Annotated in this window: 16 protein-coding genes; 9 read left to right on the top strand and 7 right to left on the bottom strand. The window is 67.2% G+C overall.

Features of this window, described 5'->3' with window-relative positions:
• The first annotated feature begins 58 nt into the window (after nt 1-58).
• Entirely contained in the window at nt 59-1,600 is a 1,542-nt protein-coding gene (gene rmuC, locus LR961_RS00120; RefSeq protein WP_232146337.1) for a DNA recombination protein RmuC, read from the top strand.
• 145 nt (nt 1,601-1,745) lie between these two features.
• The gene (locus tag LR961_RS00115; RefSeq protein ID WP_232146335.1) at nt 1,746-2,291 is read left to right on the top strand and encodes a glutathione peroxidase; all 546 of its coding nucleotides are present in this window, start codon (nt 1,746-1,748) and stop codon (nt 2,289-2,291) included.
• A gap of 239 nt (nt 2,292-2,530) precedes the next feature.
• Here the strand turns inward: LR961_RS00115 and LR961_RS00110 are convergent, their stop codons facing one another.
• The 6 genes from LR961_RS00110 to LR961_RS00085 all read right to left on the bottom strand — a co-directional run bounded on the left by LR961_RS00110 (nt 2,531) and on the right by LR961_RS00085 (nt 6,855).
• Entirely contained in the window at nt 2,531-3,544 is a 1,014-nt protein-coding gene (locus LR961_RS00110; protein ID WP_232146333.1) for an MlaA family lipoprotein, read from the bottom strand.
• 1 nt (nt 3,545) lies between these two features.
• Nucleotides 3,546-3,854: an STAS domain-containing protein gene (locus LR961_RS00105; protein ID WP_232146331.1), complete on the bottom strand. Its 309-nt coding sequence runs from the start codon at nt 3,852-3,854 to the stop codon at nt 3,546-3,548.
• Entirely contained in the window at nt 3,844-4,515 is a 672-nt protein-coding gene (locus LR961_RS00100) for an ABC transporter substrate-binding protein (RefSeq protein ID WP_232146329.1), read from the bottom strand. The genes LR961_RS00105 and LR961_RS00100 overlap by 11 nt, the downstream gene beginning before the upstream one ends.
• A complete protein-coding gene (mlaD, locus tag LR961_RS00095) occupies nt 4,512-5,033 on the bottom strand; it encodes an outer membrane lipid asymmetry maintenance protein MlaD (protein ID WP_232146327.1) in 522 nt (173 codons plus the stop codon). Before mlaD ends, LR961_RS00100 begins: the two co-directional genes overlap by 4 nt.
• Before the next feature lie 96 nt (nt 5,034-5,129).
• Complete coding sequence (locus tag LR961_RS00090) at nt 5,130-5,879, bottom strand: MlaE family lipid ABC transporter permease subunit (protein WP_057635999.1); 750 nt, start codon at nt 5,877-5,879, stop codon at nt 5,130-5,132.
• Between the two features lie 178 nt (nt 5,880-6,057).
• Complete coding sequence (locus LR961_RS00085) at nt 6,058-6,855, bottom strand: ABC transporter ATP-binding protein (protein ID WP_232146325.1); 798 nt, start codon at nt 6,853-6,855, stop codon at nt 6,058-6,060.
• Nucleotides 6,856-7,341: 486 nt separating this feature from the next.
• On the opposite strand from LR961_RS00085, the gene recC reads away from it, so the two are divergent.
• The 4 genes from recC to LR961_RS00065 all read left to right on the top strand — a co-directional run bounded on the left by recC (nt 7,342) and on the right by LR961_RS00065 (nt 16,962).
• Nucleotides 7,342-10,695 carry an exodeoxyribonuclease V subunit gamma gene (gene recC, locus LR961_RS00080; RefSeq protein WP_232146323.1) on the top strand — a complete coding sequence of 1,118 codons (3,354 nt, stop codon included), beginning with the start codon at nt 7,342-7,344 and terminating at the stop codon, nt 10,693-10,695.
• Nucleotides 10,692-14,339: an exodeoxyribonuclease V subunit beta gene (gene recB, locus LR961_RS00075; RefSeq protein ID WP_232146313.1), complete on the top strand. Its 3,648-nt coding sequence runs from the start codon at nt 10,692-10,694 to the stop codon at nt 14,337-14,339. The genes recC and recB overlap by 4 nt, the downstream gene beginning before the upstream one ends.
• Nucleotides 14,336-16,324, top strand: a complete 1,989-nt coding sequence (gene recD, locus LR961_RS00070; protein ID WP_232146311.1) for an exodeoxyribonuclease V subunit alpha — start codon at nt 14,336-14,338, stop codon at nt 16,322-16,324. The genes recB and recD overlap by 4 nt, the downstream gene beginning before the upstream one ends.
• A gap of 110 nt (nt 16,325-16,434) precedes the next feature.
• Complete coding sequence (locus tag LR961_RS00065; RefSeq protein ID WP_232146302.1) at nt 16,435-16,962, top strand: DUF3828 domain-containing protein; 528 nt, start codon at nt 16,435-16,437, stop codon at nt 16,960-16,962.
• A 231-nt stretch (nt 16,963-17,193) separates the two neighbouring features.
• On the opposite strand, the gene LR961_RS00060 is transcribed toward LR961_RS00065, so the two are convergent.
• Nucleotides 17,194-19,611, bottom strand: a complete 2,418-nt coding sequence (locus LR961_RS00060) for a membrane-bound PQQ-dependent dehydrogenase, glucose/quinate/shikimate family (RefSeq protein WP_232146300.1) — start codon at nt 19,609-19,611, stop codon at nt 17,194-17,196.
• A 487-nt stretch (nt 19,612-20,098) separates the two neighbouring features.
• Between LR961_RS00060 and folE the strand changes: the two genes are divergently transcribed.
• Genes folE through LR961_RS00045 form a run of 3 tightly spaced genes read left to right on the top strand, consistent with a single transcriptional unit; the run spans nt 20,099 to nt 22,897 of the window.
• Nucleotides 20,099-20,698, top strand: a complete 600-nt coding sequence (gene folE / locus LR961_RS00055) for a GTP cyclohydrolase I FolE (protein WP_232146298.1) — start codon at nt 20,099-20,101, stop codon at nt 20,696-20,698.
• A gap of 23 nt (nt 20,699-20,721) precedes the next feature.
• Nucleotides 20,722-22,191 (top strand): DUF3375 domain-containing protein, encoded by a 1,470-nt coding sequence (locus LR961_RS00050; RefSeq protein WP_232146297.1) that lies wholly within the window; start codon nt 20,722-20,724, stop codon nt 22,189-22,191.
• Nucleotides 22,178-22,897, top strand: coding sequence for a DUF4194 domain-containing protein (locus tag LR961_RS00045; protein WP_232146294.1), 720 nt, complete (start codon nt 22,178-22,180; stop codon nt 22,895-22,897). Before LR961_RS00050 ends, LR961_RS00045 begins: the two co-directional genes overlap by 14 nt.
• The last annotated feature ends 68 nt before the right edge of the window (nt 22,898-22,965 follow it).

The raw sequence follows: 22,965 nt of genomic DNA, 5'->3' as shown, positions 1-22,965 counted from the left end.
TCGCACATGATCGCAGATGCGACGCAGCCGTTGAGACGCGGGGGGCTAAACTTCCCCCATGCAAACTGAAACCCTGATCCTGGGCGGCCTGCTGGTCGCCGTCATCGTGCTGCAGCTGGTGCTGCTGTTCCGTCGTGCCGACAACACCGCGTTGGAAAACGCATTGCGCGAAGAACAGCGCAACGGCCGTGGCGAACTGCGCGAGCACCTGGAGGCGATGACCCGCCAGCAGGACGCACGCATGGACGGCTTTGGCCGCAACCTCACCGACTTGTCCACACGCACCGACCAGCGCCTGGACCTGCTGCGCGACAGCCTCACCGACGACGCCCGCAAGGGCCGCGAGGAAAACAGCAACGTTCAGCAGCAACTGGCGCAACTACTGGGTACGCGCCTGCAGGAAATCCGTGACCAGCTCGATGCCTTCGGCCAACAGCAGCAGGTGCGGATGGAAGCCTTCGCCCGCCAGCTGGCCAGCCTGCAGCAGGCCCTGCTGGAAGAAACCCGCAAGGGCCGCGAGGAAGGCGCGCAGGTGCAGCAGCGCTTCGGCGACATGCTTGGCCAGCGCCTGCTTGAACTCACCCAGCGCAACGAAACCGGCATCACCGAAATGCGGCAAACGCTGGAAGCACGCCTGAAGGACCTGCAGGGCGACAACGCGGCCAAGCTCGAACTGATGCGGCAGACCGTGGACGAGAAGTTGCAGAGCACGCTCAACACGCGCCTGGATTCCTCGTTCAAGCTGGTTTCCGAACGGCTGGAGCAGGTGCAGCGCGGCTTGGGCGAAATGCAGCAGCTGGCCACCGGCGTGGGCGATCTCAAGCGCGTGCTGAGCAACGTCAAGAACCGCGGTGGCTGGGGCGAAGTGCAGCTGGACAACATCCTCGAACAAACCCTCACCGCCGAGCAGTACGCACGCGGAGTAAAGGTGCGCCCGGACGGCGGCGAGATGGTCGACTTCGCGGTGCGCCTGCCCGGTCGTGGCAATGATGAAACGCCGGTATGGCTGCCGATCGATTCCAAGTTCCCGCGCGAGGACTACGAGCGCCTGCTCGATGCGCAGGAAGCCGGCGACCAGGAGGCGGTGCGCGGTTGTGGCAACCAGCTCGAACGTGCCATCCGCGTGCAGGCAAAATCGATCAGCGAGAAGTACATCGTGCCGCCGCACACCACCGATTTCGCGGTGATGTTCCTGCCCACCGAGGGCCTGTACGCCGAGACCATCCGTCGCCCCGGGCTGGTGGATGCGTTGCAGCGCGAGCACCGCGTGGTGATCGCCGGCCCGACCACTTTCACCGCGTTGCTCAACAGCCTGCAGATGGGCTTCCGCACACTGGCCATCGAACAGCGCTCCTCCGAAGTGTGGAGTCTGCTGGGTGCGGTCAAGGGTGAGTTCGGCAAGTTCGCTGGCATCCTGGAAAAGGCCGAGAAGCAGATCAACACCGTCGGCAAGAGCCTGGGCGATGCCAGCCGCAAGACCCGCACCATCGAGCGCAAGCTGCGCGGCGTGGAAACGTTGTCGGCCGATGCCTCGCAGGCGTTGCTGGGCGATCTCGGCGGCGATGACGAAGGCGAAGATGCGGTGACCGAGGAGGCCTGAGACGCGGAGTAGCGCCGAGCCATGCCCGGCGTGGGTCGGGTAGGTAACGCCCCTGCCGGGCATGGCCCGGCATTACCAGACAGCTGTGCCAGCGACGCACGCGCCAGCTATGCTTGCCGTCCCAATCCCCCAGCAGGAATCCGCAATGACCGCTTCCGTGTACGACACCGCGCTGACCACCATCGACGGCGCACCGGCTTCGCTGGGCGACTACCGTGGCAAGGTGCTGCTGGTGGTCAACGTCGCCTCCAAGTGCGGCCTCACCCCGCAGTACGAAGGCCTGGAAAAGCTGTACCGCGAAAAGAAGGATACCGGTCTTGAAGTGCTGGGCTTCCCGGCCAACAACTTCAACGGCCAGGAGCCGGGCAGCGAGGAAGAGATCAAGCAGTTCTGCTCGCTGAACTTCGATGTCAGCTTCCCGCTGTTCTCCAAGATCAGCGTCGTTGGCGCCGACATCCACCCGCTGTACCAGCAGCTCACCGCCGCCCAGCCGGTGGCTACCGGTGAAGGCCCGATGCGCGAAAAGCTCATTGGCTTCAACATCGAACCGAACCCGGCGCCGGGCGTGCTGTGGAACTTCGAGAAGTTCCTGATCGGCAAGGACGGCACCGTGATCGGCCGCTTCTCGCCGGATACCAGCGCCGATGACGCTGGCCTGCGTGCGGCGATCGACAAGGCGCTGGCGGCGTAAGCCGTGCATAGGCTGGGATGGGAATCCCAGCCCTGCGGTGCGCTGACTTCGTGGCGCCACCTCGCCGTGGGAGCGGCTTCAGCCGCAAAGCTGACAGCGCGCCTGACTACGGAAAGGACCGCAGTTGCACAGGGGCCGGGCGGCTGAAGCCGGGAGTGCGACGGCAGGCGCGGACAGAAAGCAGACACAGAAAAAGCCCGGATATCTCCGGGCTTTTTTGTTTGACGCAATAAAGACGATCAGCCGCCGAAATCAGGCATCGGCATCGCGTCGACCGGAATGGTCTGCTGCTCGTCATCGTCATGCTTGCGGTCGCGACGCAGGTCCTTCTGGATCTGGTAGCTGCGACGCTGCAGCCAGGCATCGCGGGTCAGCGAGTACTCGTCCACCGCGCCGTCACGCAGTGAATCAATCGACAGCAGCTGCGCGCGCATGTCCACCAGCTGCAGGCCCTGCAGGCCGATGCGGACCTTGTCCATTTCGATCTGGCGCACCGGCGAGAGCGGAATGTCGCCCGCCAGGCCGAACACGTCACGCACCGTGCGCGGGCCGAAGAACGGCAGCTCCACGTAACGCGACTGACGCCAGCCCCAGGCGCCCAGCGTCTGGCCGAAATCCTCGCTGCGCTTGGGCACCATCGCCTTGCTGGCTGGGTCGAACAGGCCACCGATACCGAAGGTGGAGTTCATCAGGAAACGGCCCAGCGTGTCCCAGGCATCGTCGGCATGGCCCTGCAGCAGCTGGTTGACCATGGTCAACGGCGAGCGCAGGTTGCTGAAGAAGTTGGTCACGCCGGTACGTGCGAACTGCGGCACCACGTTGGTGTACGCGGTGGCCAGTGGCCGGGCGACGGCGCGATCGACGGCGTTGTTGAAGCGGTGCACGCCGCGGTTGTACTTCTCCCACGGATCGTAGGACGGCGGCGCATCGTTGCCGGTGTCGCCATTGTTCGCCGCCACCGGGCCGCCATAAAGCGCGGCGAAATCGTCTTCGGCAGTGGTGGGCGTGGGGGTCCCGGTGCTGCCGTCCTGGGCGACGACGTTGTCATCGGTATCGGCCTGCGCGGTGTCGCTGGCGGCTGTGCTTGTCGGCTTGGCATCAGCTGCGGTGACAGAAACGTCCAGCGTTGCATCGGTGCTGGACGGTGCCACCACCGTTGCGGTCGGCGGGGCCGAATCACGGGCCGGCTTGCCGGCACACGCTGACAACAGCGCGAGCGCAACCAGAAGGGGGAGGGAACGGATAAGGCTCATGTCAGCTTCCTGCTGAAGACGCATTGAAATCAAGGGTGGGTGACAGCCGGTAGGCCGCGCCCAGTTCCGCCAGTCCGGCTGGAGAGCCGATGATCTGGCCACCGCCCTGGGCACGCAGGTGAGCGGCCAGCTCGCCCAGAAACGCCAAGCCGGCGCTGTCGACGCGTTCGACCGTTTGCAGGTCCAGCTGGCGCAGCGGGCCCAGCTCACGCGCCAGTTGCGGCCACAACGCGGTTACCGCTGCGCGGTCGAGCACGCCGGCCAGGTGCAGCGTGTCGCCGGCAATGCGGAAGCTGGCGTTACTTGCCACGGGGAGCCGGGCCCGGGGCAGCCTGCATGCTGCCGTTGCGCAGTTCGGTGGCCACCTGCTTGATCGACTTCTGGCGCAGCGGGGCGTCGAACTGATTCTTGAAGGTCTGCACGTAGGAGATGCCTTCGATCATCACGTCGAAGATCTTCCACTGGCCGCCGACGTTGCGCATCAGGTACTCCACCGGGGTGGTTTCGCTGCCGGACCGCACCAGCTCGGTGCTGACCTTGACGCCGCGGTTGCCCGGCAGCGGGGCTTCGCCCTTGTAGCGGAAGCTGGGCTTGCCCTGGATCTCGAGCAGGGCGGAGCCGTAACGCGACATCAGGTTGTCGGCCATCGCATCGGCGAACAGCTTCACGTCGGCGTCGGAAGCACCGCGACCGTGGATGCCGAGCACCAGGCGCGCGGCGTAGTCGCGATCGAAGGTGCGGCTCAGTTCGCCATCGATGAAGCCGCGCAATGCCGCCGGATTGCCGCGGAACTCGGCGCGGCGGGATTCCAGCGTGGACAGGATGCGGCTGCTGGCATCGAGTACGGCGCGGCCGGCAGGCGAGGGCTGTGCGGCGGTGGCCGCCGGGCGCGCTGCCTGCGCCAGGACCAGCGACGGGGTGGTGGCCAGCAGCGCCGAAGCGAGTACGGCGGTGAGCAGTTTCACTTTCATGGTTGCGGTTCCGTTGCAGGCGCGTCTGCGCCGGGGGTTTCGTTGGCACCGGCGGGAGTGCCGCCGCCGCTGAACATGTACTTGCCGACCAGCTGGATCAGGTCCACCGCGGGCTGGGTGAAGACGATCTCGTCACCCGACTTCAGCGGTTCCGGATCGCCACCGGGCTGCAGGCCGATGTAGCTCTCACCGAGCAGGCCGCTGGTGAAGATGCCTGCGGAGGTATCGGCCGGCAGATCCTTGAACTTGCTGTCCAGCGCCAGGGTGACGATGGAATCGTATTTAGCCGGGTCCAGCTGAATATCAGCCACTTGGCCGATGGTCACGCCACCTACCTTCACTGGCGCCTGCTTGCGCAGCTGGCCGATCTGGCTGAAGCGTGCCTTGAGCACGTAATCGCCGCCGCCCATGCCGAAGCGCTGGTTGGTGGAAGCCACGGCGAGCACCAGCAGCGAGGCCAGGGCCAGCAGCAGGAACGCGCCTACGGAAAACTCGAGTCTGGGTCCACGGATGGCCATGTTGTTATCTCACTCCTGATCCATCTGGTGCTCCGCCGTGTGGGCGAAGCCGTTCTTGTTTCTGTTCCCACGCGGCAGGCGCGGGCGTGGGTTGCATTACTGGAACAGCAGCGCCGACAGCACGAAGTTGAACATCAGCACCAGCAGCGAGGCATTGACCACCGCGCGGGTGGTCGCCACCGAGGTGCCTTCGATGGTCGGCTCGGCATGGAAGCCGACATACGCGGCAACCAGCGCAGCGGTGCCGCCGAAGATCGCCGACTTGAGCAGGGCCACGGCGAAGTCATCCCAGAAATCGACGCTGCCGCGCAGGCCCGACCAGAACGTACCGTTGTCCTGGCCCAGCACATGCACCGCTTCGAAGTAACCGCCAGCGATGGCCAGCGAGCAGAAGATGCCGGTCAGCAGCGGCACGGTCAGCACCGCCGCCCAGAAGCGCGGCGCCACGGCCTTGGCGATCGGGTCGATGGCCATCAGCTCCAGCGCCTTGATCTGGTCGGTGGCGCGCATCAGGCCCAGCTCGGCGGCAATCGAGCTGCCGGCGCGGCCGATGAACAGCAGCGCGGTCAACACCGGTGCCAGCTCGCGGTACAGCGACAGGCCCAGCAACGTGGACAAGGCATCGGAGGCGCCGAACGTGGTCAGCGTGCGGTAGCCCTGCAGGGTCAGCACCAGGCCGACGAAGGCGCCGCCGACGGCGATGATCGGCAGCGAGCGGGCGCCGATCTTGTAGATCTCGCGGGTCAGTTCGGCCAGGAAGTCGCGGGTCGGCAGCGAACCACGCAGCACGGTCAGCGAGAACAGGCCGGCGCGGCCGAGCGAGCGGATCGAGGAGGCGAAGGGCATCAGAGAGCGACTCCTGAAGTGTTGGAGGTGCAGAAGCCGCTGTCCTCCTCCCGCTTGCGGGGGGAGGTGCCCGAAGGGCGGAGGGGGGCAGCCTTGAGCGCAGAAGCGCCCTCACCCCAACCCTCTCCCGCCATGCGGGAGAGGGAGCAGGAATCACGCATTTCGTGCATCGGCACCATCACGCGCGCTCCAGCCCGTAGTTGCGCACCGGTGCATCGAACGGGATCGGGCCGTCCGGTTCGCCGTGCAGGAACTGCCGTACCAGCGGATCGGTGCTGGACTGCAGCGCGTCCGGGCTGCCGGAGAACACGATGCCGCCATTGGCGATGACCACCGCCTGGTCGCAGATCGGCAGCGTCTCGTGCACGTGGTGGCTGACGATGATGCTGGTCAGGCCAAGGCTGTCATTCAAACGCTGGATCAGGCTCATGATCACGCCCGAGGCGATCGGGTCCAGCCCGGTCAGCGGCTCGTCGTAGATCATCAACGGTGGGTCCAGTGCCAACGCACGGGCCAGCGCCACGCGCCGCGCCATGCCGCCGGACAACTCACGCGGCCAGGCATCGGCGGCGGCCAGCAGGCCAACGGCATGCAACTTCATCTGCACCAGGCGATGCAGCACCGGTTCCGGCAGGCGGGTGTGGGCGCGCAACGGCAAGGCCACGTTCTCGGCCACGCTCAGGTCGGTCAGCAGACCGTTGCCCTGCAGCAGCACGCCGACGTTCTTGCGCATCTCCAGCAGCGCGCGGTGGCCGCGAGGCACATCCTGGCCAAACAGCTGCACGCTGCCACTGGCCGCGCGCAGTTCGCCAGTCAACGCTGCCAGCAGCGTCGACTTGCCGCTGCCGGACGGACCGAGCACAGCGGTGATGCTGCCTTGTGGTACCTGCATCGAAACATCGCGCAGGATCGTGCGTCCGCCGCGATCGATGCGCACGTTCGACAACTGCACCAGAGGAGTCCGGGTGGAGGGCATGGTGGCCTTTAACGGAAAACCAACGTTGTAGGATCGTCAGCTACGGCTGAATAAAACCGAACTGGGCCGTGCAGTATTGTCGCATTCCGCTGGCGCAAGAGGAGGGTGGGATAGTCCCGCGACAAGCAACACACTGTCCGCAACGGGCTTGGCCCGGCACACGTGTACCCGACGACGACCGACTGTCCGCTGCGTGGGTAGTGCCGAACCGGGCCGAGCAGGGCTCCCGAGGGAACGCCACCGCCGCAGACAGTGTCGCCTTGGCGGCTGTGCACGCAGGCCGTGGTCAAACCATTGCCTGGTCGTGCTGCCAGAACGCCGGTGGGCCTGGCCGATGATGCGCTGCTGCCGATCAGCCAGTGTCAGCGCATGCCGCCATTGTCGCTACGCGTAACCGTCCGCTTCGCGGCAGATGCCCCGCTTGGCGAGAGGGTTGTGGACAGCCTCATCTCACCGCTGGAGAAGCAGCTACGGCAAGATGGCGCGATGACAGCCGCGCCCGACTTTCGTCTCTATCACTCCAATTCGCTCGATGTGCTGGCTTCGCTGCTGGCGCATGCGTTGCGCGAACCCGCACCGGGCCAGCCGTTGCTGGCGGCCGACACGGTGCTGATCCCGCAGGTGGCGATGCGGCGCTGGTTGCAGTCCACGCTGGCGGCCGAGTACGGCATCGCTGCCAACCTTGAATTCCTGACCCCCGGTGAGTTCGTCGCACGTGCGCTGAAAGCCAATGTGTCCGGCGAGCGCGATGACCTGGGTGCGACCGGCCTGCATTGGCGGTTGTACGCGGCGTTGACCGATCCGCAGTTGATGCGCCGGCCGCAGATGGCCGGGCTGCGCGCCTATCTGGATCGCAACGACCCGCTGCGGCCGTGGGCGCTGGCCGCCGAGCTGGGCGGGGTGTTCGAGAAGTACCAGGCCTGGCGTCGCGACTGGCTGCTGCGCTGGGAGGATGGCGCCGAGCCGGATGATCCGCAGGCGATCCTGTGGCGGCATATCGCCGGCGGCCATCAGTACCGCGCGCGGCGCATCAACGATTACCTGGCGCGCTTTGAGAGCGAGCACCAGCCGTTGCCGCAGGGTTTGCCGGGCCGGCTGTTCGCCTTCGCCACGCTCAACGTGTCGCCGGACGTGCTGCGGGTGATCGCCACCCAGGCGCGGGTCGGCACCTTGCACTTCTATATGCCCACGCCGACCCGCTCGTACTGGGGCGATCTGCAGACGCTGAGCGAGAAGCTGCGCAGCGGCCTGGACGATCCGTTTGGCATGGAGGCGGGCGAGAACCCGCTGTTGCAGGCCTGGGGTGCGGCCGGGCGCGATTTCATGGCGGTGCTGGGCAGCTACGAAGTGGTGCACCCGACCGGCGAAATTGCCGCCTATGTGGACCCGGAGGCGCATGCCGGCCCCGGCCTGGAACAAGGCGGGTTGGGCGACAGCCTGCTGCGTCGCCTGCAGGCCGATCTGTTCCATCGCCGCGCGCTGCCTTCGCCGTTGCGTCCGGCGATGCGGATGGACGACCCCAGCATCCAGGTTCATGCCTGCCACACGCGCCTGCGCGAAATGCAGGTGCTGCACGACCAACTGCGCGCGCTGCTGGAAGACCCGCGCTTCGACCCGCCGCTGCAGCCGCGCGAGATCGCGGTGCTGGCGCCGGACATCGACCCCTACGTTCCTTATCTGGAGTCGGTGTTCGGTGGCCGCGGTGGCAGTGACGAGCACATTCCCTGGGCGCTGGCCGATGCCAGCCCGCTGCAGGGCGAGCCGCTGGCCGAGGTGTTCGTGCAGCTGCTGGGCCTGCCGGTGTCGCGGTTCGGCCTCAACGAAATTCTCGATCTGCTGGCCAGCGCCCCGTTGGCCAGTGCTGCCGGGCTGGATGCGGCCGCGTTCGAGCGCCTGCACGGCTGGTTGCAGGCCGCCGGCGTGCGCTGGGGCCTGGATGCGATGCACCGCCAGCAGCACCAGGCGCCGCAGGACGACGCGTATACGTGGCAGTTCGCACTCGATCGCCTGCTGCTTGGCCATGCCAGCGGCGGCGAAGACGACATTGGTGGCGTCGCGCCGTGGCCGGAACTGGAAGGCGGCGCGCTGGCCGCGCTGGATGCGCTGATCCGCCTGTTGCGCGTGTTGGCGCGCCATCAGAAAACGCTTGCCGAGGCGCTGACCCCGACGCAATGGCGCGAACGCCTGCTCGGCCTGCTGCTTGCGCTGCTGCCGGAAACCCCCAGCGAGGCCTCGGCGCAGCGCGCGCTGGACCGGCTGCGCAAGCTCATCAACGAGTTCGCCGACGAAGCCGACAAGGCCGGCTTCGATACGGCGGTGCCGGCCGAGGTGGTGCGCGCGCATTTCGCCTCGGTGTTGTCCGAGGCCGATACCCGCGCGCCGCTGCTGACCGGTGGCATCAGCTTCGGCCGCATGGTGCCGATGCGGCTGCTGCCGTTCCGGGTGATCTGCGTGCTGGGCTTGAACGATGGCGACTTCCCGCGCCGCGATCCGGCGGCCGGCTTGAGCCGTCTCACCGCCGAACTGGGTACCGAGCGCCGCCGCCACGGCGACCGTTCATTGCGCGTGGACGACCGCTTCCTGTTCCTGCAGCTGTTCGCCTCGGCGCAGGACGTGTTCTATCTGAGCTACCTCGGTGCCGATGCGCGCGATGGCAGCGTGCGCGAGCCGTCGGTGCTGGTCAGCGAACTGATCGATGCGGCGTCGGCGTATCACGATGAACCGGCCACCGTGCGCAAGCAGCTGGTGGTGCGGCACCCGCTGCAACCGTTTGCGCCGGCCGCATTTGGTGACGCTGCCGAGCCGCGCCGTTTCAGCTATCGGCGCCAGTGGTATCCGGCCGCTGGTGCGGTGGGCGGCGATCGCCGGCAGCTGGCGCCGTGGTTCAACGGCCAACTGCAGGCGCCGCTGCCTGAAGCGCTCAACGACGACAGCCTGTCGCTGGATGCGCTGCGTCGTTTCCTGAGCGACCCGGCCGGGCAGTTCCTGGGGCAGCGGCTGGGTCTGCGCCTGGCCGGTGACATCGATGACAGCGATGACATCGAACCGCTGCTGGTGCCCGGTGGTGGGCGCGAACACTCGGCGTTGCAGCAGCAGGTGTTGAGCGCGCTGCTCGAAGGCCGCGAACAGGGCTTGTATGAGCGCCTGCGCGCGCGCGCGCTGCTGCCTTCCGGCGCGCTTGGACGGCAGCAGTTCAAGCGTTTGCTGGAACGCGTGCGGCCCAGCGCGGAAGCGTTTTCGCAGTGGTACGACGGTCAGCAAATGCAATCGCAGCTTTACGAGATACAGCTCGATGGCGTGCGCCTGCACGGACGTGTGGATCAAATTCATCCACAGGGACTGGTGCGGCTGCATGCCGGTGCTGCGGGCGTGGCTTACGTGATGCGTGGCGGGCTGGATTGGCTGCTGGCCAACGCCGCCGGTGCAGGCTTGCCGCTGTTGCAGTTCCATGACGCAGGGCAGTCCGGGCATGGTCCGCATGACCTGCCCGCATTGCCTCCGGAACAGGCAAAGAGAGCCCTGAAATCCTTGCTGCAGCTGCGTTCTGAAGGATTGCAGGCGCCGCTTCTGTTCGCCCCTTACACCGGCTGGGAGATCTACAACAGCGACGCCGATGACCGCGAAAAAGCCGCGCAGGCGCGCTGGTACGGCGGTGATTACAGCTGGGGCGAACGCAATGGCGAAGCGCTGCAACTGGTGCTGCGCGGCACCGATCCGTTCGCCAACGAAAGCACTGCACACAGATTTATCCACAACAGCCTGTTGATATTTTCGGCGTTGCGCGAGGGTCGCCTGATGCCCGATTTCGATGACATGCCGGAAACGGGAGCAGGCGCATGAGTACGGCGGCACACGATCCTTATCTGGACCTTCCGCTGGACGGCCTGCGCCTGATCGAAGCCAGCGCCGGCACCGGCAAGACCTTCACCCTGGCCACGCTGTTCACCCGTCTGGTGGTCGAACAGGGCCTGCGCATGGGCCAGATCCTGGCGGTGACCTTCACCGATGCCGCCACCCAGGAGCTGCGCAAGCGCATCCGCGAGCGGCTGGACCTGGCCGCGCGGCTGGTCGGGGTGGAACCGGACGCTGCCGACAGCCCGGAAACCGCACTTACCCACAGCATCCTGCGCCGCCATCTGCAGCAGGGCGCGGAAACCGCCGCGCAGCTGGGCCGGCGTCTGCGCGTGGCGGCCGAGGAAACCGACCTGGCCGCGATCTTCACCATCCACGGCTTCTGCACCCGCGTGCTGGGTGAATACGCGCTGGAAAGTGGCCACACCTTTGCCGCGCCGGAACTGCTGGCCAACACCCGCGAGCTGCATACCGAGCTGGCCGCCGACCTGTGGCGTCTGCATGCCGGGCAGGGCGAGCACCTGGAAGCGCTGCTGGGGCTGTGGAAAAGTCCTGATGCGCTGGCCAGGGATCTGCCGGCGCTGGTCGCCGAGCTGCCGTTGCTGCCGGCACCACCGCTCACCCTGATCGAGGACACGCGCCCGTTCCGTGATGCGGCCGCACAGCGGCTGGCCATCGGCATGGGTGAGCATGGCGAGGAGTATCTGCGCCAGCTGCGCGCTGCGATGGAAACCGGCGTGCTGAACAAATCCAGCTACAAGCCGGATTGGATCGAGCCGCTGTTCCAGCAATTGCAGCAGTGGAGCCGCCATCCCGATCCGCAGGCCGAGCTGGACGAACGGCTGGAGCGGCTCACGCTGGAGGCGCTCACCGCCAAGACCAACAAGGGCAAGACCACGCCGGTGTCGCCGCTGCAGCCGCTGATTGCCGATCTCATCCAGGCCAATGCGCAGGTGACGCGCTGGCAGCGACAGCAGTCGATCGTGCTGCTGCACCAGCTCCGCGCCGACGTGCGCCAGCGCCTGGCCCAGCTCAAGCAGCTGCGGCGGGTGCAGACCTACGACGACCTGATCGACAACGTCGCCCACGCCCTGCAGGGCGAACACGGCGCGGTGCTGGCCGAACGCCTGCGCGCGCAGTACCGCTTCGCGCTGGTGGATGAGTTCCAGGACACCGATCCGCGCCAGTGGGACATCTTCCACCGCGTGTTTGCCGCCGATGCCGATGGCAATGACGCCGCTGCGCTGTTCCTGATCGGCGACCCCAAGCAGGCGATCTACGGCTTCCGTGGCGGTGATGTGCACACGTATCTGCAGGCCAAGGCATTGGCCGAGGCGGCACCGGCGCTGGACCGTAATTTCCGATCGCGGCCGGGCGTGCTGCGCGCGATCCAGGCGCTGTACGACAACGCCGGCAGCAGCGCCTTCCTTGATGAGCGCATCCAGTTCGAGCCGGTGCTGCCGGGCAGCAAGCGCGGCGACGATGACTATCTGTTTGATGGCGCACCGGCGCCGGCACTGACCGTGTGCGTGATCGAAAGCGACGAAGATGGCAAACCGCTGAAGGCCGAGCCGGCGCGCGATGCCGCCACGCTGGCCTGCGTGGAAGATATCCACAAGGTGTTGAGCGCATCGCGCGAAGGCCGCGCGCTTGTGGATAAGAAGCCGGTGCAGCCCGGCGACATCGCGGTGCTGGTGCGTTCGCACAAGGAGGCCGCGCGCATCCAGCAAGCGCTGGCTGCGGTGGGCATTCCGGCGGTCGCGGCCGGCAAGCAGAGCCTGTTCGCCAGCGCCGAGGCGCACGAAGTGCGGCTGCTGTTGCTGGCCCTGCTGCAACCGGCCGACGAAGGCCGCCTGCGTGCGGCGCTGGCCACCGTGCTGCTGGGCGAGGACGCCGCGACGATCGCCGCGATGGAGCACGAAGGTGATCGCCAGCGCATGCACCAGGAGCGCCTGCTGCAATGGCGCGAGCGCTGGCAGCGCGGCGGCGTGTTTGCGTTGCTTTCGGACCTGGGCGCCGAACAGGCCGAGCGCCTGTTGGGCCTGGTCGATGGCGAACGCCGTTTGACCAACTATCTGCAACTGGCCGAACAACTGCAGGAAGCCAGCAACCGCAGCATTGGCCTGCATGGCCTGCTGGACTGGCTGCAAGGCCAGATAGCGCACGCCGACGAAGGCGATGAAGCGCAGCTGCTGCGGCTGGAATCGGACGCACGCCGCGTGCAGATCATCACCCTGCACAAGAGCAAGGGCCTGGAATACCCGCTGGTCTACCTGCCGTTTGTCGGCATCGCCACCAATGCGCCGGATACGTCCAACCATCGCACCGTGCATGACGGTGAACAGCGCGTGCTGCATTGGAAGATCGACAAGGACGACGCGGACTGGAAGGCCATCGGCCAGCAGGTCAACGCCGAGGAAGAGGCCGAAACCGCGCGCCTGCTCTACGTCGGCCTGACCCGCGCCGAGCATGCGCTGTGGATAACTGGCGGCGCATTGACAGGGCTGGCGTCCTCGCGGCTGGGGCCGATGCTGCAGAACATGGCGGCGCTGGCCGAGCACCCCGATATCCAGATCGTGGACGGCGGCCCGGACCGCCTGCCCCAGCGCCTGCCGGCCGAACGCGAACAGGCCCTGCCGCCGGTACGCACGGTGCAGCGCGCGGTGCCGCACGACTGGTGGGTGTACAGCTTCACCCAGCTGGCGCATGCCGAAGGCGGCCAGGACACGTCCGCCGCAGCCACCGAAGAGCAAGGCGGCGCAGCCGATGAACCGGCGCAGCCGGATATCGATGCCGTGCTGGACGCCGAAGCCGCCGACCGCGAAACGGTGGAGGTGCAGCAGGAGGTGTTCGACCCGCGCTTTGCCGGCAGCCGCTTCGGCAACGTGCTGCATGCTGCGCTGGAGAACGTCGATTTTGGCGCGTGGAAGGAGTGGAAAGCCGGCGCCACCGCACCGGAAGGGCAGGCCGAGATCATCGCCAAAGCCCTGCGCGCCGATGGCTACGTCGAAGAGGACATCGCCGACGGCGTGACGCTGCTGACCGAACTGATCGGACGCACGCTGACCGTCACCCTGCCCGAAGGCGGCGCGTTGCATTCGCTGGGCGAAGGCGAGCGCCGTGCTGAAATCGAGTTCCATTTCGCCATGCAGCCGACCACGGTGCCGGCACTGCTGCGCGTGTTGCATGCGCACGGCGTGGTGCGCGGACGTCACGGTTTCGGCCTGCGCCGCCAGCTGGAAGGGCTGATGACCGGCAAGATCGACCTTACCTACGTTCGCGACGGGCGCTGGTACGTGCTCGACTACAAGTCCAACCGGCTGCCGGACTACGCTCCGGCGCAGTTGGACGCGGCCATGCGCCACAGCGAGTACGACCTGCAGGCGCTGATCTACACCGTGGCGTTGCACCGCTGGCTGCGCTTCCGCCTGGGTGCCGGTTACGACTACGCACGTGACTTCGGCGGCATTCGTTACCTGTTCTGCCGTGGTCTGGATGCCGAGCGCACGCCATCGCCCGGCCTGTACGCGCATCACTTCGCACCGGAACTGGTGCACGCGGTGGATGAATTGTTTGCCGGTGGTCCGCAAGGCCATGCGGCGCTGTTGGCACGCCTGGGAGGCAACGCATGAGCCTGTTGGCGGCATTGAACAAGGCCGGTGCGCTGCGCCCGCTGGACCACGCCTTGGCGCAGAGCCTGCGCAGGCTGGACGCGGACACCCCGGACGAAGTGCTGGCCGCAGCGGCGCTGGCTTCGCTGGCGGTATCGCAGGGCCATGCAGGCTTCGACCCGGCACAGCCGCAGCGGCTGGTGGACGCTGGGCTGTCCTGGCCTTCGCCGGAGGAATGGAGCGCACAGCTGGCCGCCTCGCGCTGGATATCCACCGCTGTGGACAACCAGGTGGAATCGCAGCCGGGTCCGTTGGTCTGGGAAAACGGGTTGCTGTACCTGCGCCGTTATCGCGAGTACGAGCGTCGTCTGGCGGCGGGGTTGCAGCGGATTGGGCGGACGTCGGTTGAAGCCGGTGATGTTGCCGGGTTAGCCGGGGTGTTTGCGCAGTTGTTTCCGGGGCAGGGAGCGTCCGTCGTACAGCAAGCGGATCTGTTCGACGCACCCTCACCCCAGCCCTCTCCCGGAGGGAGAGGGGGCAACAGCCGTGCAGCCAACCTTGATTCCTCCCTTCTCCCCCTGCGAGAAGGTGCCCGCAGGGCGGATGAGGGTCGGGCGCAGGACCTCCAAGCCCGCGCCGCCGCCATTGCCTTGCGCCACAACCTGCTGCTGGTCACCGGCGGCCCGGGCACCGGCAAGACCACCACCATCACCCGGCTGCTGGTGTTGTTGGCCGCCCAGGCCCACGCCGAAGGCAAGCCGGCGCCGCGCGTCGCGCTGGCCGCACCCACCGGCCGCGCTGCCGAACGCATGGCCGAAAGCCTGCGCAATGCCGTGCAGCAACTGCCCGCAATCGGCATCGAACCGCGCCTGTGCGAACAACTGCCCAGCACCGGCACCACGCTGCATCGCCTGCTCGGCGTGATTCCGGACTCCCCACGCTTCCGCCATCACGCCGACAACCCGCTGCCTTACGACGTGGTGGTGGTGGACGAAGCCTCGATGATCGACCTGCCGCTGATGACCAAGCTGGTCGAAGCCATCGCTGATGGCACGCGCCTGGTGTTGCTGGGCGACCCCGATCAGCTGCCCTCGGTGGAAGCCGGCGACGTACTCAGCGCGATCCTGCGTGCAGCCGGCGATGGCCAGCGCATCAGCGGTGAAGACGCGCGCGCGCTGCAACCGCTGCTGGGCGAGGTGCCGGCGCCGGCCATCGAGCAACACGCCAACGCCTTCGCCGGCGCGCGCGTGCAGCTGCAACGCGGCTACCGGCAGAGCGAGGCCTTGCAGCTGGCCCCCCTGGCCACCGCCATGCGCCAGGGCGATGCGGTTCAAGCGCTGGCATTGCTGCGCGAAGGATCGCTGGCCGGCGTGCATTTCCATGAAGGCGACATCGATCCGCTGACGGCCTGGCGTGGCCCGTTGCAGCAGTACTGGGAGGCGTTGACCGCTGCCAGCAACCCAGCCGAAGCGCTGGCGCTGACCGGTCGGCTGCGCCTGCTCACGGCTGTACGCGAAGGCCCGCAGGGTGCGCGCGGGTTGAACGCACGCATCGAGGAGCGGCTGGCGGGCGTGCAACGTCGCGGCAGCGCCGGCCCGGGTTATTTCCACGGGCGGCTGTTGATCATCACCGAGAACAGTTACCGCCATCGTCTGTTCAACGGCGACATCGGCATCTGCCTGAACGATGGTGGCAGCCGTGCCACGACCGCCTGGTTTCCCGGCGATGACCCGCTCACCCCGCGCGCATTCCACCCGGCGGCCTTGCCCGCGCACGAGAGCGCGTTCGCCATGACCGTGCACAAGGCGCAGGGCTCGGAGTTCGACCAGGTCTGGCTGCAACTGCCACGCCGTGACAACCGAGTGCTCAGCCGCGAACTGCTGTACACCGGCATCACCCGCGCCCGGCATGGGTTGCACCTGTCCGGCAGCGCCGAGGTGATCGAAGCCGCCTTGGCGCGGCATGCCAGCCGCTGGTCGGGATTGGCGGAGCGCCTGCTGGCTTGAGTGCCTGAAGGGCACCGCCTTTGACCCCCTCCCTTGCGCAGCAGGGGAGGGTTGGGGAGGGGTAAGCTCTTCGCGCCCGCGCAAGCTCCCAATTGCAACGGAGGCATCGGATGAGAACCACATGGACGTTTGTATTCGTACTGGCCTTGGCCGCGTGTCAGCAGCAGCCCGCCACAACGGAGACATCCACGGCAGTGGCCGGCGTCGCCAATGACACCAGCGCGGCGCGTACGTTCCTGGCCCACATCTACTCTGGCTATTACCCGGATGCGCCTTTGGAGGCGATCCTGCCGGACGAACAGGTCTACGCAGCGCCGCTGCTGGCCGCGATGGCGGCCAACAGCCAGGCGCATGACGGCGAGGTGGGGTACCTGGACAGCGACCCGCTGTGCGATTGCCAGGACAATGCGCAGGACCTGCGCGCGCTGGAGTTCACCCTCACACCGCAAGGCAACGACCAGATGCGTGCCACCGCTGTACTGGTTGATGCCGATGAGCCCCTGTCGCTGGATCTGACACTGGCGCGTCAGGGCGACAGCTGGCGGATTGCGGACATCGCCACGGCGCGCGCGCCCAGCCTGCTGCGGGCGCTGGAAAGCGATACCACCGAAGTCAGGTCAGCGGCCGGCAAGTCGTAACTGCCCAGAGCACCCCTCCCCAGCCCTCCCCTTGGCTGCGCCAAAGGAAGGGGGGCAAAAGCAGCATTGCCGGGTATCTGCCGGGTCGCATGAACCACCCCCTCCCTTTGCCAACGGCAAGGGGAGGGTTGGGGAGGGGTAGCTTCCCGCTCTTCCAGCAAATACCCACGAAAAAAAAGCCCCGGCAGGTTCACTGCCGGGGCCTTCATTGCAGGCATCACGCGCGAGGAATTACCTCCCGCCAGGCAGCGCGTAAGCAATCACGTAGTCACCCAGGTCCGGCGAATGGCTGGCGCCACCGGCCGAGATCACCACGTACTGCTTGCCGGTCTTCGGTGACACGTAGACCAGCGGCGCGGCGACCGCGCCGACCGGCAGGCGCGCCTTCCACACTTCCTTGCCGCTGGTCGCATCCAGTGCGCGCAGGTAGTAGTCCTGGCTGCCAGCGAAGAACACCAGGCCCGACGCGGTGGCGGTGGGGCCGCCCAGCGTCGGCATGCCAACGGGCATCGGCAGGCCGGTCTTGATGCCCAGCGGGCCGGTGTCGCGCACCGTGCCCAGCGGCACCTGCCAGACCAGCTGCTTGGTGTTCAGATCGATCGCGCTCATCGTGCCGAATGGCGGGGTCGGGCAGGGCACGCCCAGCGGCGATTGCAGGATGTCGATCTTCACCCCGCCGTAGGGGCCAGCCAGCTGCGGCCGCACGGTGCCCATGAAGCCGGGCACTTCGTCGGTGGAGATCTTGTACTTCTTCGCTTCCTCGCGGGTCACCAGCGACATCCGCAACGCCATGCGCATGTCGTTGACGAACATCAGGTTGCGCGATTCGTCGATCGAGATGCCGCCCCAGTTCATGCCACCGAGCAGGCTCGGCCATTCGATGTAGGGCTGCTCGCTGGGCGGGGTGAACATGCCTTGGTAGTTGGAATCCCTGAACTGGATGCGGCAGTACAGCTGGTCGAACGGGCTCACGCCCCACATCGCGTTTTCGGTCAGCGGCTCGGCGCCGATCACCGGCATGCCTACCGACAGCGGCTGGGTTGGCGAGAGGCGTTCGCCCTGCGCATGCGGGGTTTGCGGCACCGGGGTTTCGACCACCTCGGTGACGAATGCACCGGTGCGCCGGTCCATCACGAAGATGTGGCCGGTCTTGGTGGTCTGGATCAGTGCGGGCACCTTCTGGCCCTGCGCATTGGTCACATCGAACAGCACCGGCTGCGAGGGCACGTCGTAGTCCCAGACATCGTGATGCACCAGCTGCTGGCTCCAGCGCAGCTGGCCGGTGGAGGCATCCAGCGCCACCACCGAGGAACCGAACTTCTCCTTCACCGCATTGCGTTCGCCGCCCCAGTAATCGGGCGGGCCATTGCCGGTGGGCAGGTAGACCAGGTTCAAGGCGTGGTCGTAGGTGGGAATGGTCCACACGTTGGGTGTGGCCAGTTCGAAATCCTGCCCGGGCTGGGCCAGGTCGTCGGGCTTGCCCACGTCCCAGGCCCAGGCCTGCGAACCGTCGATGACGTTGAAGGCGCGCACCACGCCGGATGGCTCGCCATCCATGATGTCGCGCACCCAGCCACCGATCACGGCCAGGTGGCCCATCACCACCGGGATCGAGGTCGGGTGGTAACGCTTGCTGCCCTCGGTCGGGCCCATATGCGGCTTCAGGTCGACGAAGCCGTCCGTACCGAAGCCCGGGCACAGGCTGCCGCTGTGGGCATCGAGTGCGAACAGGCGCGCATCGACGCTGGATACCAGGATGCGCTGGCGGCACAGCGGGGCGGTGTAGGCGGCCTTGCTGGCGGGGTCCAGGCGGCTGTCCTTGTCGATGTCGTAATAACCCACGCCACGGCAGGTGACGTGCTCGGCGGTGCGGGCCTTGGGGTCGAACTTCCAGATCGCCGTGCCGGTGTCGCCATCGATGGCGGTGACCAGGTTCTCCGGGGTGCAGGAGTACAGCGTGCTGCCGATCTGCAACGGGGTGTTCTCGTCCACGCCGATGGCGTCGCCGCTGATGCGGCGGCCGGTGCGGTAGGTCCAGGCCACTTCAAGCTGGCCGACGTTGTCCGGGGTGATCTGGTCGTAGGGGGCGAAGCGGGTGCCGGCGCCATTGCGGCCGAAGAACTCCCAGTTGTCCGGGTTTGCGGCGCTGGGCTTGGCGGCGGCCGGATTGCCGGCAATCGGCACCGGGTTGGAAATGCCACCGTGCGGGAAGAACGCCGCCACCAGCGTGGCAAGCAGCGCCGCAAAGGTGATCAGCGCACCACCATTGCGCCAGCGCCGTGCGCGGGGGGCGCTAGCCGGATAGGACGCGCTGGACCACAGCGTCATCATCAACAACAGCGCCGGGACCACCAGCCGGGGCAACAGTTCCCAGTAGCCCAGCCGCGGCGCGTCGAACAGCGCCCAGAACACGGTGGCGGTGAACACCACCAGCGAGAACCAGGCGGTCAGCCGGTGCCGGCGCAGCACCAGCACGGCCAGCAGCAGGTAGGCCAGGCCGGCCAGCAGGTAGTACCAGGAGCCGCCCATGGTCATCAGGCGGGTGCCGCCAGCGGCCAGGGTCAGGCCGGTGAGCAGCAGGATCAGTGCCAGCAACAGGCGGGGAAGGGTGCGCAACGTCGAAGCGCGTGCTCCGGGATGGTCGGCCATGTCTTGCCTCACTTCGTGGACGGGGAATCCGGAAAGAGGGGTCCTGCGTCCTGGCGGGCACAGCCTTGGCGGGGCCGGTGGCGGAAAAGCTGAACGGAGAAGGGTTTCCCCTGCGTCCGGCAGACCGGGCCGATCGATCCGTGAGTACGGTCATATGCTGCGCCGCACAAACGAAATGATGCCTGAGTGGCCGTGGACAGACGGTGACGCCTGGGTTCTGGGGGTCTGTTTGCAAAGGGAGCGAAAGGCACCCCTCCCCAGCCCTCCCCTTGGCTGCGCCAAAGGGAGGGAGCGGTTCTGCCTGCGCTTTCAGGTTGCAGCGAAGTGCTTCTGCCCCCTCCCTTGCGCATGGCGCAGGGGAGGGTTGGGGAGGGGTGCCTTTCACGGCCTGGCTGGCGCCCGGAGCGTCCCCCGTGAACCCCCCGTGCTGCCTCGTTCCGGGCACGGCTGGTAGCATGTCCACCCCGTAATCCAAGCGCTGTCTGTAATGACCGACTCCAAGAACCCGCCCGTCACCCAGGACCAGGCTGAAGATGCCGTGCGCACCCTGCTGCGTTGGGCCGGTGAAGATCCCGCCCGTGAAGGCCTGCTGGATACCCCGCGCCGGGTGGCCGAAGCCTATGGCGACTGGTTCAAGGGCTACCAGGACGACCCGCGCGAGTACCTGGCACGTACCTTCGAGGAAGTGGCCGGCTACGACGAGATGATCGTGCTGCGCGACATCGAGTACGAAAGCCACTGCGAGCACCACATGGCGCCGATCCTGGGCCGCGTCCACGTCGGCTACGTGCCCAATGGCCGGGTGGTCGGCATCTCCAAGCTGGCGCGCGTGGTCGAGGCCTATGCCCGCCGCTTCCAGGTGCAGGAAAAGATGACCGCACAGATCGCCGACGTCATCCAGGACGTACTGCAGCCGCTGGGCGTGGGCGTGGTGGTGGAAGGCTCGCACGAATGCATGACCACCCGTGGTATCCACAAGCGTGGCGTGTCGATGGTGACCTCGCGCATGCGTGGCAGCTTCCATGACGACGCGCGCACCCGCGCCGAGTTCCTGCGGTTCATCGAAGTCGGCCAAGCCCGCCGCTAAGCCCAAGGACCCGCGCGCTGTCGATGAAGTACCCCAAACGTATTGCCGGCTATCAGCGCCTGCGCGAGCAGCCGCTGTGGAAACTGCTGGCCTCCGACCGCGCGCCCGTGTTGATCGGGCTGTTGCAGGGCCTGTTGCTGGAAGCCGACCGCCGCGTGCCGGGCTCGATCCTGGCCGAGCGCCTGCAACAGCAGCTGGACGCGCTCAATGCCGACGAGCTGGATGTCGAACTGCCGCGTACCGCGCAGGCCTACATCGCCTACTGGCTGTCCCAGGGCTGGCTGGAACGGCGCCTGCCTGAAGGTGCCAACGAAGAGGAATACGAGCTCTCGCGGCAGGCGGTGCAGGCCATCCGCTTCATCGCCGGGGTCGAACACAACGCCAGCCTGGCCACCGAAAGCCGGTTGGCGATGGTCATGCAGCAGCTCTCGCAGCTGGCCCAGCAGACCGAAGCCAACCCGGAAGCACGGCTGGCCGCCCTGCGCGCCGAGCGCGAGCGAATCGACGCGGAAATCGCCCAGGCCGCCAGCGGCAAGGTCGCCACGCTCGACGGCAAGCGCGCGCTGGAACGCACCCGCGACGTGATCCGCCTGGCCGATGACCTGGCCGAGGATTTCCGCCGTGTGCGCGACGACTTCGAACAGCTCAACCGCCGTTTCCGCGAACGCATCATCGACGACGAAGGCGCGCGCGGCGATGTGCTCGACCGCCTGTTCAACGGCGTGGACGTGATCGGTGAATCCGATGCCGGCCGCAGCTTCCAGGGCTTCTGGGACCTGCTCAACGACCCGCAGCGCAGTGCCGAGTTGGACACCGCGCTGGACTCGGTGCTCAACCGCGGCTTCACCCGCAAGCTGGACCGCAACGAACGCAACTTCCTGCGCAACTTCACCAGCACGCTGCTTGAACGCGGCGGCCAGGTGCATGAAGTGATGCAGCATTTCGCACGCAGCCTGCGCGGTTTCGTGCAGAGCCGTGGCTACCTGGAACAGCGCCGCCTCAACCAGCTGCTCAAGCAGGCCCAGGGCCAGGCGCTGCAGCTGCGTGACGAGGTGCGGCCGACCGCCGCCACCGGCTTCGTGCTGCCGCTGTCGGCTGCGCGCCTGCGTTCGATCGGCCAATGGCGCCTGCACGACCCGCGCAGCCATCAGGTGGAAACCTCCATCTTCATGGCCGACGCGGCGGAAATTTCGCTCGACAGCGTCGGCGACCTGGTCGCGCAGTCGGAAATCGATGTGCGCACGCTCAAGGACAACCTGTTCATGCTGCTTGGCACCCGCCCGCAGCTGTCCATCGCGCAGGTGCTGCGCGAGCGGCCGGCGCGGCAGGGCCTGGGCAGCGTGATCGGCTATCTCTCCATCGGCACCCGCCACGGCGTGGTGGTGCGCGATCAACTGGAAACCGTGGAATGGACCGGCGGCGACGGCAGGGTGCGACGCGCCCGCGTGCCGCTGGTGTGGTTCCTCAAGGAAAGACGCGATGAACTGGTCTGAGACCGAACTCGAAACCGAAGCAGAAGCCGCGCCGGCAGCAGTACCCGCGCCGGTCGCCAACAAGGGCAACGGCCCGCTGTTCCTGGGCGACACCGGCAACCTGCCGGCCGAAGCGCGCCGCGCGCTGTGCCAGTTGCTGGCCGGCCCCAGCGTCGATGCGCAGCGCCAGCCGACCCAGTGGACCGCGTTGCTGCGTCACGAGGAAACAGTGCGCAGCCTGCTGTGCGAGTTGTTCCTGGAGCTGGTGCTGGACCGTGACGGCGGCATCGCCTTCACCCGTCAGGCCGATACCGCCGAGCTGGATTCGCCAACCCTGCTGCGCAGCGCGCCGCTGACCTTCATCGAGTCGGTGCTGCTGCTGTTCCTGCGCCAGCAGCTGGCCGAAGCCGACACGCGCGGCGAACGCGCGGTGGTGGAAGAGCTGCAACTGGTCGAGGCGATGAGCATCTACCAGAAGAACGTCTCCACCGACCAGGCCGGCTACGGCAAGCGCGTGACCGCGGCCATCGCCAAGATGCGCGAGAACCAGCTGCTGTCCAAGCTGCGTGGCAGCGAGGACCGCTATGAGATCTCGCCGGCATTGAAGCTGCTGTTCTCGGCCGAGGACGTGCAGACCCTGGCCGACGCCTACCGTCAGCTGCGCGACGGTGGCGGCAGCGCGGCCGAGCTGGCTGGCGACGCCGTGGCCGACGACGCCGAAGAGTGACGCGCCCTCGCGTCGACCCGAAACTGTTTGTCGCCGTCGCGCCCTGCGCGGCGGTTGAAGGATGAACC

The sequence above is a fragment of the Stenotrophomonas sp. SY1 genome (assembly GCF_021202945.1).
Lineage (GTDB): Bacteria > Pseudomonadota > Gammaproteobacteria > Xanthomonadales > Xanthomonadaceae > Stenotrophomonas.
Note: the sequence above shows the minus strand (reverse complement) of the source record. Positions and strands in the feature narration are given on the sequence as shown.